At 72.8% G+C, this 13,822-nt stretch carries 12 protein-coding genes and 1 riboswitch; of the genes, 9 read left to right on the top strand and 3 right to left on the bottom strand.

The features are described from left to right. The first annotated feature begins 46 nt into the window (after positions 1-46). The 3 genes from VG276_02335 (at position 47) to VG276_02325 (ending at position 2,208) form a co-directional block, all read left to right on the top strand. Complete coding sequence (locus VG276_02335; GenBank protein ID HEV8648247.1) at positions 47-514, top strand: molybdenum cofactor biosynthesis protein MoaE; 468 nt, start codon at positions 47-49, stop codon at positions 512-514. Beyond that, positions 507-1,520 (top strand): GTP 3',8-cyclase MoaA, encoded by a 1,014-nt coding sequence (gene moaA / locus VG276_02330; GenBank protein ID HEV8648246.1) that lies wholly within the window; start codon positions 507-509, stop codon positions 1,518-1,520. The genes VG276_02335 and moaA overlap by 8 nt, the downstream gene beginning before the upstream one ends. Before the next feature lie 253 nt (positions 1,521-1,773). After that, the gene (locus VG276_02325) at positions 1,774-2,208 is read left to right on the top strand and encodes an HIT family protein (protein HEV8648245.1); all 435 of its coding nucleotides are present in this window, start codon (positions 1,774-1,776) and stop codon (positions 2,206-2,208) included. Positions 2,209-2,354: 146 nt separating this feature from the next. Here the strand turns inward: VG276_02325 and VG276_02320 are convergent, their stop codons facing one another. Beyond that, a complete protein-coding gene (locus VG276_02320) occupies positions 2,355-2,528 on the bottom strand; it encodes a hypothetical protein (protein HEV8648244.1) in 174 nt (57 codons plus the stop codon). 234 nt (positions 2,529-2,762) lie between these two features. Here VG276_02320 and VG276_02315 point away from each other — a divergent pair, with 234 nt between their 5' ends. The 4 genes from VG276_02315 to VG276_02300 all read left to right on the top strand — a co-directional run bounded on the left by VG276_02315 (position 2,763) and on the right by VG276_02300 (position 6,667). Continuing rightward, complete coding sequence (locus VG276_02315) at positions 2,763-3,422, top strand: hypothetical protein (GenBank protein HEV8648243.1); 660 nt, start codon at positions 2,763-2,765, stop codon at positions 3,420-3,422. Continuing rightward, on the top strand, positions 3,419-4,543 hold the full coding sequence (locus tag VG276_02310; GenBank protein ID HEV8648242.1) for a hypothetical protein: 1,125 nt from the start codon (positions 3,419-3,421) through the stop codon (positions 4,541-4,543). The genes VG276_02315 and VG276_02310 overlap by 4 nt, the downstream gene beginning before the upstream one ends. A 79-nt stretch (positions 4,544-4,622) precedes the next feature. Further along, a riboswitch (TPP riboswitch) is annotated at positions 4,623-4,734 on the top strand. Then, positions 4,724-6,109 (top strand): cytosine permease, encoded by a 1,386-nt coding sequence (locus VG276_02305; GenBank protein HEV8648241.1) that lies wholly within the window; start codon positions 4,724-4,726, stop codon positions 6,107-6,109. (Overlaps the previous riboswitch by 11 nt.) Positions 6,110-6,265: 156 nt before the next feature. Beyond that, positions 6,266-6,667 (top strand): histidine phosphatase family protein, encoded by a 402-nt coding sequence (locus VG276_02300; protein HEV8648240.1) that lies wholly within the window; start codon positions 6,266-6,268, stop codon positions 6,665-6,667. Here the strand turns inward: VG276_02300 and VG276_02295 are convergent. Further along, positions 6,613-8,175 carry a DUF222 domain-containing protein gene (locus VG276_02295; protein ID HEV8648239.1) on the bottom strand — a complete coding sequence of 521 codons (1,563 nt, stop codon included), beginning with the start codon at positions 8,173-8,175 and terminating at the stop codon, positions 6,613-6,615. The genes VG276_02300 and VG276_02295 overlap by 55 nt on opposite strands. A gap of 58 nt (positions 8,176-8,233) precedes the next feature. After that, the gene (locus tag VG276_02290) at positions 8,234-9,118 is read right to left on the bottom strand and encodes an IS5 family transposase (GenBank protein ID HEV8648238.1); all 885 of its coding nucleotides are present in this window, start codon (positions 9,116-9,118) and stop codon (positions 8,234-8,236) included. A gap of 152 nt (positions 9,119-9,270) precedes the next feature. Between VG276_02290 and VG276_02285 the strand changes: the two genes are divergently transcribed. Next, on the top strand, positions 9,271-11,685 hold the full coding sequence (locus tag VG276_02285) for a hypothetical protein (GenBank protein HEV8648237.1): 2,415 nt from the start codon (positions 9,271-9,273) through the stop codon (positions 11,683-11,685). Beyond that, positions 11,682-13,822: PglZ domain-containing protein (locus tag VG276_02280; GenBank protein ID HEV8648236.1), on the top strand; the 2,141-nt coding region annotated here is incomplete at its 3' end. The genes VG276_02285 and VG276_02280, both read left to right, overlap by 4 nt.

Here is a 13,822-nt window from a genome sequence, read left to right as displayed (position 1 = left end):
GCCTTGGGCTGGTGCGACCGCCGGGGTGCCGGTGTACGGTGCAGGCATGGACGTGCAGCCTGTGGACGTGCAGCCCGAGGTGACCGTGCTCCTGACAGGGGCGCCGCTCTCGCTCGACGCCGCCTTCCGGTCGGTGCTCCTGCCCGCCTGCGGCGGCACGGCGCTGTTCGTCGGCACCACCCGCAGCCCCAGCCAGGGCCGGGTGGTCGAGGAGCTCGAGTACGAGGCCTTCGAGGAGCTGGCCGGGCCGGCGATGGAGCGGCTGGCCCGGGAGGCGGTCGCCCGCCACGGCCTTGGCGCGGTGTACCTGGCCCACCGGACGGGCGTGGTGCCCCAGGCCGAGCCGAGCGTGATCGTGGCCGCGTCCGCGCCGCACCGGGCCGAGGCGTTCGCCGGCTGCCGCGAGCTGATCGACGAGCTGAAGCGCACCGTTCCGGTCTGGAAGAAGGAGCGCTGGGCCGACGGGGGCCGCTGGGTCGGCATCCCCGAGGGTGAGGAGGCCCGCTATGCCTGAGCGCCTGATGCCCGCCGCGCCTGAGCGCCTGATGGTCGACACCTTCGGCCGGGTCGTGCGGGACCTGCGGGTCTCGGTGACCGATCGTTGCAACTTCCGCTGCCTGTACTGCATGCCCGAGGACGGGCTGCCGTGGCTCGGGGCGGGGAGCGTCCTCACCCGCGACGAGCTGATCCGGGCCCTCCGGGTCGCGGTCGGCCTGGGCGTGGGCACGATCCGCATCACCGGCGGGGAGCCGACGCTCCGCCGCGACCTGGTCGATGTGGTGGCCGCCGTCGGCCAGCTCGGGGTGGAGCTGTCGATCACGACCAACGGGTTCTTGCTCGACCGGCTCGCCCAGCCCCTCGCCGACGCCGGGCTTTCCCGGGCCAACATCAGCCTCGACTCCCTGGAGCGCGACCGCTTCAAGCAGATCACCCGGCGGGACGCGCTCGGGCGGGTGCTTGCCGGGATCGACGCGGCGCTCGCCGCCGGCCTCGAGCCGGTCAAGATCAACGCGGTGGTCGTGCGCGGCTTCAACGACGACGAGGTCGTGCAGATGGCCGCCTGGGCCCGCGACCTTGGGGTCGAGCTGCGGTTCATCGAGTTCATGCCGCTCGACGCTCCTGGCGAGTGGACCCGCGACCAGGTCGTGCCGGCCGCGGAGATCCTCGACCGCCTCGACCGGGAGTTCGGCCTCGAGGCGCCGTCCGGACCCCGGGGCAGCGCCCCGGCCGAGCGCTGGCGCTACGCCGACGGCGTGGGGTCGGTGGGGATCATCGCGTCAGTCACCCGTGCCTTCTGCGCACAGTGCGACCGGATCCGCCTCACCGCCGACGGCCAGATCCGCACCTGCCTGTTCGCAACAGTCGAGTACGACCTGCGCGGCCTGCTCCGGTCGGGCGCCACCGACGAGGCGGTCGCGGACCTGTACGCCGACGCCGTCGCCCGCAAGGAGTTCGGGCACAAGATCAACTCCCCCGACTTCGTGCAGCCCGCGCGCGGGATGTCCCAGATCGGCGGCTAATTGGGCCAGGCGCCCTCGTTGCCGCATACCTGCGATATTTTGCGTAGCCTATCGAGCCCGGAATGGCCGGGCGGTGGCAGGCCGGTTGACGGCTGGTTTCCAGAGAACGTCGGTCCTGCCTGCTGGCTTGGTTTATTCTGGACCGCGACGTTTAATGCTCCGAGATGCCGGACCATCGTTCTCGCCCTGCCCCTTGTGGGAGTTCCCCGGTCCAGGGACGCTCCGGGGCCAGGCGCCGCACCAGGAGGGCTGAATGCGGGGAGAATGTGTGTTTTGCCAGATCCTCTCCGGGGAATTGGCGGCTGATTACGTGTACGAGGACGACCGGACGGTCGTCTTCATGGACATCAACCCGGCCACCCCCGGCCACCTGCTCGTCGTGCCGCGAGCTCACGTCACCGACGTCATGTCGGCGGACGTGGAAGACTGGCTGGCCGTGGCCGCCACCGCCCGCCGCATGGCGGGCTGGGTGACCGGCACCTTCAAGGCCGGCGGGGTGGACCTGCTCCAGGCGAACTCGGACGGCACGGTCGGCAACCAGACCGTGTACCACCTGCACCTGCACGTCCTGCCAAGATACGAGGACGACCGGCTCGGTTGCTGGTGGACCCAGGAGACCGCCGACCCGTCCGAGGTCACCGAGGCGGCCCGCCAGCTCGTGGAGCACGGCCGCAGGGACCTGCGCTAGGCGCCGCTCAGAAGTCATGTCTGTAGGCGCTTGGGGAGTCATGTCCGTAACTTGGGCCTGGTGGGCCAACCCGGTTACGTGGCCAACCCGGTTACGGGCAGGACCTCTGGTGACCTGCATCGCCTGCACGCGGCTGACCCGGCGGCTCAGCGCCGCTCGGTCCGGTAGACGTCGGTGGGGTAGGGCAGGGTGAAGGTGGACCGGCCGCGCAGCTCGGGATGGCGGTCAAGCAGCCCGCCGACCTCGGCCAGCACCTGCTGCCGGGCGGCCGGCTCGAGCGCGGCGATGAGGCTGATCGAGCCGACGCGGTCCAGGACCATCGCCCGGTCGCCCTCCTGGACGTGCTCGAGCCGATGCCCATTCGTCCCCTTCCCCTCCCTTGCGGCGATCCTTGCTCTGATGGGATGGTTGCCGGACCGATACGGCTGAGCACCGAATCGCTTGGTTAGCAGCCAGCTCGACACGGGGATACCGGGTTGGGATACGTGAGAGCGGGTTGACTCGTTTGCCCTGCGCCACGACCTGGTTCTAGTGGATCTGAGAAAGGAGCAGAGATGGACGGAGGCGTGATCGCCCTCATCGTCATCGTGGTCCTGGTCCTCGTGGCGCTGGGGCTGCTCATGGGCCGGCGTCGCAGGACGCAGCACCTGCAGGAGCGCTTCGGCCCCGAGTACGAGCGCACCGTCACCGAGGCCGGTGATCGCCGGGCCGCGGAGAGCGAGCTGCTCGACCGCCAGGCCCGGCGTGAGAAGCTGGACATCGTCCCGCTCGAGCCGGCCGCCCGGGTGCGGTACCTTGAGGAGTGGCACCGCACCCAGGCCCTGTTCGTCGACTCCCCGGCGGAGGCCACCCGCGAGGCCGATCGGTTGATCATCGACGTGATGCGCGACCGGGGCTACCCGGTCGACGACTTCGAGCAGCGTGCCGCCGACGTCTCCGTCGACCACCCGCAGGTGGTGGACGACTACCGCGCCGCCCGCGCCATCTCGGGCGCGAACGAGCGGGGGGAGGCGAGCACCGAGGACCTGCGCCAGGCGCTCGTCCACTACCGCTCCCTCTTCGAGGAGCTGCTCGAGGTCGGCAGGGCTGACGAGGCTGATCACCCCGTCGAGGAGGCAAGAAGGGGCAGGGCTGACGAGGCTGATCACCCTATCGAGGAGGCAAGAAGGGCCAGGGCTGACGAGGCTGATCACCCTATCGAGGAGGCACGATGAGCGAACGCTACGGCTACGGGTACGGTGACGACCTGCCAGGCGACGACCTGCCCGTCTCGCGCCGAGGCGCGGTGACCGAACGCCACCACGACCGCGACCACGACGACGACGTGCGCGAGATCGACCTGACCGACGACGCCGACGACCGCGACCGCGACGGCCGGCCCGACGCCGAGCTGGTCGGCGAGGAGGGCGACCACGCGCGCGCCACGGACCACGACGACCAGACCGTGCGCGCCGCGAACGACCCGGATGACGCGGACACCAGGACGAGGTCCACCGTCCAGTTCGCGCCCGCCGAGCGCGACCGCGACCACGAGCCGGAGCCTGCGTCCCGGTCCGCCTACGGCGGCGACGTCGACGCGGGCCCGCGGTCCGGCCTGCCGGCCGACCAGGCCGGCGCGCCCGGATTCGAGCGCGAGGAGCGCGACCTCGACCCGCTCGACCGGAGGACGGCCGATCCCTACGGCGACGTGCGTGGCGACCGCGACGACGCCCCGGGGCCGGCCCCCGGCCCCCTCGATGCCGAGCGTCCCACCGGGGGCGAGGGCGTGAGCCGGGTCGACCTCCGCGACGAGGACTCGGCCTGGTCGAGCGATGTCGACCACCGTGGCGTGGACCGCGCCGGCGAGGTCGACCACCGTGGCGTGGACCGCGCCGACGAGGTCGAGCTGGCCACGCCGACGCCCGCGCCCCACCCTGCCTCGGTGCCCGACGCGGGTCCGCCCGAGCCGCTCGCCCCCGCCGCCTCCACCGACACCGGTGCGGGAACCGACGTCCCTGACGACGCGTCGAGCCCGCCGGCGACCGACCTTGCCACCGCCCAGGCGGCCGCGCCGGCCGCGGCCGTGGCGACGCTGCTGGCCTCGGTGGATGCCGAGTCGGTGCGGCGCCAGTTCCTCGACATCCAGGCTGGCTTCGTGGACGAGCCCAGGCAGGCCGTACAGCAGGCTGGTGAGCTCGTCGACGACCTGGTCCGCCAGGTGACGCAGTCGCTCACCGCCGAGCGGGAGCGGCTCCAGGCCGACCTCAGCGCCGACACGACCTCGACCGAGGACCTGCGCCTGGCCCTGCGCGCCTACCGCGCCTACGTCGACCGGCTGCTCGGCCTGACGATGTAGGCAGGGGCCCCGGGGGGGGGGGCTTGCCGGCCCACGGCCGGCAAGCTATCTTCGCCGTGCCACGCGGCCGACCGCGTGCGCGTACGGCCAGGGGAGTCCGGTGCACCGGACTGAGAGGCTGACGGGAGAGTCAGCGACCCTTTGAACCTGATCCGGGTCATACCGGCGCAGGGAGGAGCGATGGGAGCTGTCCACGAGGAGCCGGCCCGGCTCCACGCGCCTCCGGAGTGGGGCATCGAACCAGTGCCGCGCGACCAGCGGGTACTGGGGTTCCTCGACCAGGCGGTGCTCTGGGGCAACCTCGGCATCAGCCTGCTCGTGCTGGTGGCCGGGGCGCTGTTCGTGCCGGCGCTGGGGCTGTGGCAGGCGCTCGCCGCGACCGTCGTCGGCGCCGTCGTGGGGAACGCACTGCTCGGGCTCGCGGCCGTCCCCGCCGCCGAGACCGGCGTGCCAACGATGGTGCTGTACCGGGCGCCGCTCGGGGTGCGTGGCTCGCTCCTGCCGACCGCCTGCAACGTGGTCCAGAACCTCGGCTGGGCAACCTTCGAGCTGTTCATCATCGCCAGCGCGGCCGCCCAGATCTCCGAGCGCCTGCTCGGGTTCCGCGGGCGCCTGCTCTGGGTCGTCGTGTTCGGCGCGCTCACCACCGCGCTCGCGGTGGCCGGCCCCCTGACCGTGATCAGGCGCTACCTCGAGCGGTTCGCGGTCTGGGCCGTGCTCGCCTCGACCGTGTACCTCACCTGGCATGTGCTGACCACCCTCGACCTCGGCCGCCTCGCCGCCCGGCCCGGGAGCGGCGGGCTCTCCTTCTGGGCCGGGGTCGACATCGCCGTGGCCCTGCCCATCTCCTGGGTGCCACTGGTGGCCGACTACGCCCGGTTCGGGCGCTCGGCCCGGGCCACCTTCTGGGGCACCGGCGTCGGCTACTTCGTCGCCCAGGTCTGGTTCTTTGCCCTCGGCATCCTGTTCCTGCTCGCGATCGGGCAGGGCGACGTGATCGCCGCCCTGGTCGCGGTCCCGGTCGGGGTGGTGGCCATGGCGGTGCTCGTGGTCGACGAGGCCGACGAGGTCTTCGCCAACGTCTACTCGACCGGGGTCAGCCTGCAGAACGCGTTCCCGCGCCTGCCAGGCCGGCCCCTGGCCCTCGCCATCGGCGTGGTCGCCACCGCGATGGCCGCCCTGGTCGCCGACCTGGCCCGCTACGAGAGCTTCCTGTTCCTGCTGGGGGCGTTGTTCGTGCCCCTGTTCGGTGTGCTCGCGGCCGACTACTTCGTGCTCGCGCGCCGTCGCTACGACGTGGCCGCCATGTACGACCCGGACGGCCCCCACCGCGGCGTGCGCTGGCTTGCGGTGCTGGTCTGGCTGGGCGGCTTCCTGCTCTACAACTGGATCAACCCTGGCGGCGTCGCCGCCTGGCGGTCGCTGCTCGAGGATCTCTTCGCCGGCCTGCTCCACCTGCCGTTCCCGCTCTCGGCCCGCCTCCCCTGGCTCGGCGCCTCCCTGCCAGCGTTCCTGGTCCCGTTCCTGGCCATGGTCGCCGTCGGCCGCCTCACCGCCAGAGACTGAGCACATGGCAGTGGAGATCATCTACGAGACGCACGCCACCACCACCGATAACGAGGCGGGCATCGCGACCGGCTGGCTCCCGGGTTGGCTCTCGGACAGGGGCGCGCACAAGCCCGCGAACTCGGGGAGCGCCGCCGCGACGACGGCATCGCAGCGGTGTTCGTCTCCGATCTGCTCCGCGCCGTGGAGACGACCGAGATCGCGTTCCCGGACGGACAGATCCCGATCCACCAGGATGCCCGGCTGCGCGAGTGCAACTATGGCGAGCTCAACGGCTGCCCGGGTCATCCTCCTGGCCACCGAGCGGGCCCGACGCATCGACGAGCCCTTCCCGGGCGGTCAGAGCTACCGGCAGGTCCTCGCCGCCACCGATGCCTTCCTGCACGAGCTGGCCACACACTGGAACCGCAGCCGGATCCTGGTGATCGCCCACTCGGCCAACAGATGGGCGCTCGACTGCCTGCTCACCGGAGCCTCGCTGCAAGGCCTGGTCCAAGCGCCCTTCAACTGGCAGCCGGGGTGGAGCTACACGCTGCCCGAGGACTGGCCCGCCCCTGAGCCAAACCCTCCCACGACCCAACCAGGTGAACGTTCCCGGTCACAGCACTAGCGTGCCGGTGGTCGGGCTGTTGTGGGTGGTCGTGGCCGTGGGGGGTAAGGGTGTGTTGTCCGGTGGGGTCGCGGGCGAGGTGGTGGTGGCCTTCGTGGACCGCGCGGTGGTGGGCGCGGCACACCAGGACCAGGTTGTCGAGGTTGGTCGCGCCGCCGTGGAGCCAGTGCCGCAGGTGGTGGGCGTCACACCAGGCGGGGGGCCGGTCGCAGCCGGCCACCACGCAGCCGCGGTCGCGGACGGCCAGGGCCTTGCGCAGCCCCGCCGACACCACCCGGGTGGTCCGGCCCAGCTCCAGGACCTCCGACGGGGCGCCGCCAAGCGCCGGGGGCAGCAGCGCCAGCCCGTCGCGGAGCCGCCGCGCCAGCCCGTCGGGGCCGCCGGTCGTGGGGTCGTGGCTGTGGGTCGTGGGGTCGTGGCCGCCGATCGTGGGGTCGGGGTGGCTGGTGGCGGGGTGGCGGGTGCAGACCGCGCGGGTGAGCGCGGCGTCGCAGGCCAGCCGGCCGGCGGTCTCGGGGCTGACCGGCCCCGCCAGGCCGAAGACCCCGGGGGGTCCCGCGTGGTCCAGGAGGGCGGCCAGGTCGATGGTGACGGTCACCTGGGGGCGCACCCCGCCGCTGGCGGGCAGCCCCCCGCCGGCCAGGCTCCGCCGGGCCAACTCGGTCAGCGCATCGGCGCGCCGCTGCGCCCCGCTGCGCTGGTCGGCCGGGCCGGCGGGGCGGGCAAGGGGGTCCAGCGCCGCCAGCAGCGTCTCCCCCGCCTCCGGGTCCAGCAGCCCCGCAAGCGCCACCATCCCCTGCCAGGTCCCAGCCACATGCACCCCGCGCCGCTCGAAGCGGCGCTGCGCCTGCCGCTCCTCCCGGTCGGGGTCGGCGACCACCCGCAGCTGCTCCACCACCCGCCGCAACCCCGCCGGGTCCAGCCGGCGGGCGGCCTCCAGCAGCACCGGCTCGGCCGCGACGGCCGTGGCGGCGGCCAGGTGCTGGGTCCCCTCGGCCAGCACCACCGCGTGCCCATACGACAGCTGCCCTGCCGCCAAGGCCGCCGCGACCCCCGGCAGCGGGCCGCGATGCAGCGCCCGCGCGACCCGGACCCGCTGGCAGGCCGCGCCGGCGGTCAGCCGGGCCCGCGCCCGCAGCCACCCCGCCGTCGACGGCGCCCGCCCGCCGCGCTCGGCGCCGGCCGCGCCGCGCGCGTCGACCGCGGCCAGCTCCCGGAGCCACTGGCCTTCCAGCCGTTCCAGCAGCCCCCGCAACGCCAGCACCCGCTCGGCCGCGGTGGGGTCGGGCAGGCCGGTCAGGTCCTGGCCGGCCAGCTCGTCCACCGCGGCGGCCAGCCTGGCCAGCCCCGCGGGCTGCCCGGCCACCCCAACCGGCGCCGGGTCGTCGAAACTGTGTTCGAGTCCATGCCCGCAGGCTACCCCGGCCCGACCCCACCGCCCAGCCCCATCCAGCATCTGTGGACACCCACCGGCCAGCACGCGGAACGGCCTAAGTGCTTGTTTCTGAACTTGTTCATGCTGCCCGTGGGAGGGCTGGGGTTGGGGTGCGGGCGGGACGGTGGCGGCGGGCCAGCCGGCGGGTCATGACGGTGGTCATCGCCCAGGTGACCATGGCCCGGTGGTGGTCACGGAGGCGCTCGTAGTCGCGGACGGTGCGGCGGTGGCGGCTGATCCAGGCGAAGGTGCGCTCCACCACCCACCGGCGCGGCAGCACCTCGAAGGCGTGGGCCAGGCGTCGGCGGGTGATGTCGACCCGAAGGCCCAAGGCGGCCGCCGCCCAGACCACCAGCTTGCCCGCGTAGCCGGCGTCGGCCCAGACCAGCCGGATGCGGCGCTGGGTGACCCGCAGCCGCCACAACAGCGGCCGGGCGGCGTCGCGGTCCTGCACACTGGCGGCGGTGACCAGCACGACCAGCAGCAGCCCCAGGGTGTCCACGGCGATGTGGCGCTTGCGGCCGTTGACACCCTTGCCGGCGTCGAAGCCGCGGCTGGCCCGGGGGACGGTCTCGGCGGCGCGGACTGACTGGGAGTCGATGACCGCCGCGCTGGGCTGCCGCCGGCCGGCGGCCACGCGGACCTGGTCGCGGAGCGCGTCGTGGACGCGGTCCAGGGTGCCGTCGGCCGCCCAGCGGGCAAAGAACCCGTACACGGTGCGCCACGGTGGGAAGTCGGCCGGCAGCGCGCGCCACACACAGCCGTTGTGGACCAGGTAGCGGATGGCGTCGACCACCTCCCGGCGCGGGTGCGCTTCTGGCCGGCCGCCAGCGGCGTGGGTGCAGGCCGGTGGTGGCAGCAGCGCCTCCAGCAGCGCCCACTCGGGGTCGGTGGTGTCGGAGGGGTAGCGTCGCCCGCGCTGGCTGGGCTGGGGGGATGTGGGTGTGGCCGTGACAGGGCACACTGGCGGCGGGGCTCCTGGTCGACTTGTTGGCTTGGTCGCCCGAGTCGCTACCAGGAGCCCTCTTTGCGGTCAAACCGCCATGCACCCCGCCGTCACCGCACCTGCAACCCTCCGCCAAGGCCGCCCGGCCGCAGGTTCAGAAACAGGCACTTATGAATCCACCGTTCGGCGAGGCAGTTCCGGATACCAAGCCGTACCTACGGGCGTCCTATCCGTGGATCCCGACCAGGGACTTCAACCTGCTCGCGGCGTTCGTCGGCAGGGGGCTGGAGCTGTGTCGTGAGGGCGGCTATCTGGGGGCCATCACCTCGCGCGCCGGCCTGTTCCTCACCACCTTCGAGCGGTGGCGGCGAGAGGTCGTGTTTGGCCAACGCCTGGTCGCGCTCGCCGACCTCGGCTTCGGCGTGATGCAGCAGGCAACCGTCGAGGCGGCCGCCTACGTCATCGCCGCCGAGCGGGCTGGACCCGATGACCGCGCGACCTTCATCCGACTCCTCAAAGACACGAACCGCCCCGACGCCCTCGCCCGGGCCGTCGCCAGCGACCGCCGTGGCGGCGCCGACCGCCGCGTCCACCGGGTTCGGCTCACCGACTTCGACGCAGTGCCCGGCTCGCCGCTGGCCTACTGGTTGGCACCCTCAATCCGCCGGCTGTTCACCGACCTCCCCCCGCTCGAGGGCAACGGCGCCGAGGTACGGGTCGGGCTACAGACCGGTGACGATTTCCGTTTCGTGCGGGCGTTCTGGGAGGTCGACCCGGGCCGGATCGCCCGCAGCCGCGAGGAATCCCGCCGCGGCCGCCGCTGGGCGCCGTTCGCCAAGGGGGGCGAGTATTCGCCGTTCTGGGCCGACATCCACTTGGTGGTCGACTATAAGAACGACGGCGAGTACCTGCGTGAGTTCGAGGGGTCGGTGATCCGGAACCCGCGGTACTACTTCCGCCCTGGGCTTACCTGGCCGGCGCGGACCAACAGCGCCATGTCGGTCCGTGTGCTGCCCGAAGGCTGTGTCTTCGCCCACAAGGGCTCCGGGGTCGTTGCCGACGAGCCGCTGTTGTTGCTCGGGTGGCTGAACTCTCGGTTGGTCCGGCTGCTTGTCGACTCGACGGCCGCATCGGCCGAGGAAACCCAGACCGGCGGCGTCCCGTCCCGCAGCTACGAGGTCGGTATCATCCAGTCGCTTCCCTCCCCGGTCGGAGCCCTGCCGGATCCTCGGACCGTTGCGGAGATCGTCGAGCGCCTCACCGAGCTGCTCGCCGAAGAAGACACGTTCAACGAGACCGCGCGCCGATTCGTCACCCCGACGGCACTCGGGAGCGCTGCAGCCGGCCTGCAGGGCCGATGCGTCGAGGCCGAGGAACGGCGACTGCACCGGGTCAATGCCGTGTTGGCGGCGTACACCCAGGTGGACAGCGCCTTCGCCAGCGCGCTCGATCCTGCGGGCACCGCCAAAGACGCTCTCGACGAGGTCGCGGGTCCGCTTGTCGCTCGTCTTCCCGATTCGACCCTGTCATCCAACGAAGCGGCCTCCGCAGAGTCGCTCCTGACCTCCGCCACCAGCGAAGTGATCGAAGCGGCCACCCGAACGCTCGGCATCGCGAGGTATATCCGGCTACAACATCAGATCATCGATCGCCGGATCGAGACCGCCGCGTTGGCGCTCCAGCGCTCCCCCAAGGTCTTGGCGAGGCTGGCCACCGAGCGCCATGTCCTTCCACCCGAAGAACCCGAGAGATCCGCCGAGGACCTTGTCTCCTACCTCGTCGGCGCCGCGTTCGGGCGCTGGGACGTGCGGATCGGACGCGACCCGTCCCTGGCGCCGTCCCAACCGGACCTCTTCGCCCCGGTGCCGCTCTGCCCGCCGGGGATGCTGGTCGGCGACGACGGGCTTCCCGCCTTGAAGGCGCCGCCAGACTACCCGCTGGACCTGCCTGCTGGCCGGCTGCTGGTGGATGAACCAGGGCACGAGTGGGACATCGAGGCGGCGGTGCGGCGGGCGGCAGCTGTGCTGCTCGACGACCCCGAGGCGATCCTGGCCGAGGCGGAGGGGATCCTTGGAGACCGGTCGCTGCGAGATTACTTGCACAAGCGGTTCTTCAAAGATCATCTCGGCCGCTACAGCAAGAGCCGGCGCAAGGCGCCCATCTACTGGCAGCTCTCGGTCCCCTCGCGGGCGTGGGGCGTGTGGGTGTACGCGCCCGCGCTGTCCCGCGAGACCCTGTATGCGGTGGCCCGCCACGCAGCGCGGCGGCAGGCCGCCGGGGCGGAGCTGGTCGCGGCGCTGCGGGCCGAGCGGGACGCCGGCGGGCGGGGCCGAAGCCTCCAGGAGGTCGAGCGGCGGCTCGCGGCCGAGGAGGACCTGGTGAGAGCGCTGCAGGCGTTCCAGGCGGAGGCCGAGCGTGTGGCCGGCCTGGGGTGGGAGCCCGACCTCGACGACGGCATCGTCTTGTGCGCCGCACCGCTGGCCGGCCTCTTCCCGGCCTGGCCGGATGCTGCCGGGGAGCGGGCGAAGCTCCGCAAGGGCGCCTACCCGTGGGCGACCGTGGCCCGCTGGCGGGAATCGCTGTGACCCAGCCGCTGCGCGCCCACCTCCAGGCGGCCCTGGCCAGGAAGGTCGACACCCACGGCTTGGTGGTATGGGACGACCCGGCCCAGCAGTATGGCCGTGAGGTCGCCGAGGCGGTCTGCCCTCCCGAGACCCGGCTGGTCGCCTTCGACGGGAGCTGGTACGAGCTGCGCCGCCAGCTCGAGGCTGACCTGGCCGGCGAGCGGCCGCCCAGGCTGATCGTGTATGCGCCAGCGGATCCGCCGACCAGTGACCCACTGGCTGAGGTGCGAGCCGCCGCGGCGCCGTTCAGGCTCCGCTTGGACACGTTGGTCCGCCAGGCCCTCGCCGGGCAGCTCACCGACGCCAGGCTGGCCGACATCGGCCGGCGGGCCCGCAACCTGCTGGAGGCGGAGGCCGCCGCGACCGGCGGCGACAGCGCCGACGTGCGGCTCATCAGCGTGCTCGGGACGGCCGACACCACCCAGATGCTGGTCGCGGTACTTGCCGGAGAGAAGGACGAGGCCATCGTCACCGCCAGCGCATGGGACGAGGTCGCTGGGTTTCTCGCCCGCATGGTCGGCGGTAGCCTCGCCGGGCGGGCCGGTGACGAGCTGCGCCAGGCCACCGTCCGGCATTTGGTTCTCACTGAGCTGGCCGAGCGGCTTGGCGGCCTCCCCGACCCGCTCGACGCCGCCTGGTCGCGGCCGACCGCCGACCAGTCGCGTCGCGCGCTGGCGGTGCTTGACGCCTGGCGCCGCGATCGGCACCGCCTCACCGTCTACGCCCTGCTGGCCGCGGCGGTCGACGAGGACCTCGGGTTGACCCGGATCCTGGCATGGGACGAGGCATTGGTCGCCATCGACACGGTTCCGGCGGTAGAGTCCGCCGCCCTGGCAGAGGCCGTCGGGCGGCTGAGGGCAGGTGCGCTGGAGGAGGCCAGGGAGCTGGCGGAGCGGCGGCTGCAGACCAGCCTGTGGGCTCGGACGCCGCTCGACCCACCGACGGTGGGCGGCGAGGTGTGGGGACCCCGCTGGCGGGTGGTGCGGTCCGTCGCGGCGCTGCGAGCCGCCGTAAAGGACCACGCCCCACCGTCAGGCGGGGTGGCGGCCCTGCTTTCGTGGTACGCCAGCTCGGGCTGGGCGGTCGATCGCGAGCACCGCCGGCTGGAGCTCGCCCTCGCCGAGCTGCACGTCGAGGGCGATCTCGAGGAGGGAATCGGCCTCGCCCGGGCCGCATACGAGGAGTGGCTGGACGGCTTGCTCACCCGCTTCACGGCAATCGCCGCCTCCGAGGGCGTGGACTCGGGCGAGCTGCTGTCCCAGACGACCGTGCACGACCGCTTCCTCAGGGACGGCGACGGACCGGTCGCCTACGTGTGGGTGGACGCCCTCCGCTACGAGCTGGGAGAGGAGCTGGCCGACAGGCTGCGGCTGGTGTCTGGCGACGTTGAGCTGCATCCGGCGGTGGCGGCCGCGCCTACCATCACGCCGGTCGGGATGGCCGCTCTCTGCCCGGGAGCGGAACGAGGGCTGGCGCTGGCGCTCGACGGCCGCAACCGACTCGTCGTCCGCGTCGGCGGGTCTGAGGTCAAGGACGTGCCGGCGCGCGTCGGGCTGCTGCGGGCCGCCCACGGCCGGGTCGTCGACCTCCAGCTCTCCGACGTGGTCAGCCGGGGCGAGCGGGAGTTGGCCCAGCGCATCAAAGGGGCATCGCTCGTGCTCGTCCGCTCCCAAGAGATCGACGCCCAGGGTGAGTCAGGGATGCTTTCGGTGACCTGGGACGGGTTTGAGGCTGCGAGCCAGCAGCTCATCCGCGCCGTCGCACGCCTTGCCCAGGCCGGCGTCCGGCAGGTCGTCGTCTCCGCGGACCACGGATTCGTCGCCCTCAGCCGAGGGCTGCGCGCGGACCGGCTCGTCGACTCCCCCACCGGCGGCATGGGCGAGATGCACGCACGGGCCTGGGTGGGCCACGGCGGCATCGACACGCCAGCGGTCGTGCGGGTGGCGCTATCTGACGCCGGCGTCCAAAGCGACTTGGACCTGCTCGTCCCCGCGCACCTAGCGGTTTTTCGAGGGCCGTGGACCCGCCAGTTCTTCCACGGCGGCCTCTCCCCCCAGGAGCTGGTCGTACCCGTGCTCGTGGCCGAAACGCGGTTAGC

The organism is Actinomycetes bacterium (genome assembly GCA_036000965.1).
Lineage (GTDB): Bacteria > Actinomycetota > CALGFH01 > CALGFH01 > CALGFH01 > DASYUT01.
Note: the sequence above shows the minus strand (reverse complement) of the source record. Positions and strands in the feature narration are given on the sequence as shown.

Bases quoted from the DNA above. Each gene is read 5' to 3' on its own strand.
- VG276_02295 (HEV8648239.1), bottom strand. From the start codon at position 8,175: ATGCTGGATGGGGCTGGGCGGTGGGGTCGGGCCGGGGTAGCCTGCGGG.
- VG276_02320 (HEV8648244.1), bottom strand. From the start codon at position 2,528: ATGGTCCTGGACCGCGTCGGCTCGATCAGCCTCATCGCCGCGCTCGAG.
- moaA (HEV8648246.1), top strand. From the start codon at position 507: ATGCCTGAGCGCCTGATGCCCGCCGCGCCTGAGCGCCTGATGGTCGAC.
- VG276_02305 (HEV8648241.1), top strand. From the start codon at position 4,724: ATGGGAGCTGTCCACGAGGAGCCGGCCCGGCTCCACGCGCCTCCGGAG.
- VG276_02285 (HEV8648237.1), top strand. From the start codon at position 9,271: ATGAATCCACCGTTCGGCGAGGCAGTTCCGGATACCAAGCCGTACCTA.
- VG276_02325 (HEV8648245.1), top strand. From the start codon at position 1,774: ATGCGGGGAGAATGTGTGTTTTGCCAGATCCTCTCCGGGGAATTGGCG.
- VG276_02335 (HEV8648247.1), top strand. From the start codon at position 47: ATGGACGTGCAGCCTGTGGACGTGCAGCCCGAGGTGACCGTGCTCCTG.
- VG276_02310 (HEV8648242.1), top strand. From the start codon at position 3,419: ATGAGCGAACGCTACGGCTACGGGTACGGTGACGACCTGCCAGGCGAC.
- VG276_02315 (HEV8648243.1), top strand. From the start codon at position 2,763: ATGGACGGAGGCGTGATCGCCCTCATCGTCATCGTGGTCCTGGTCCTC.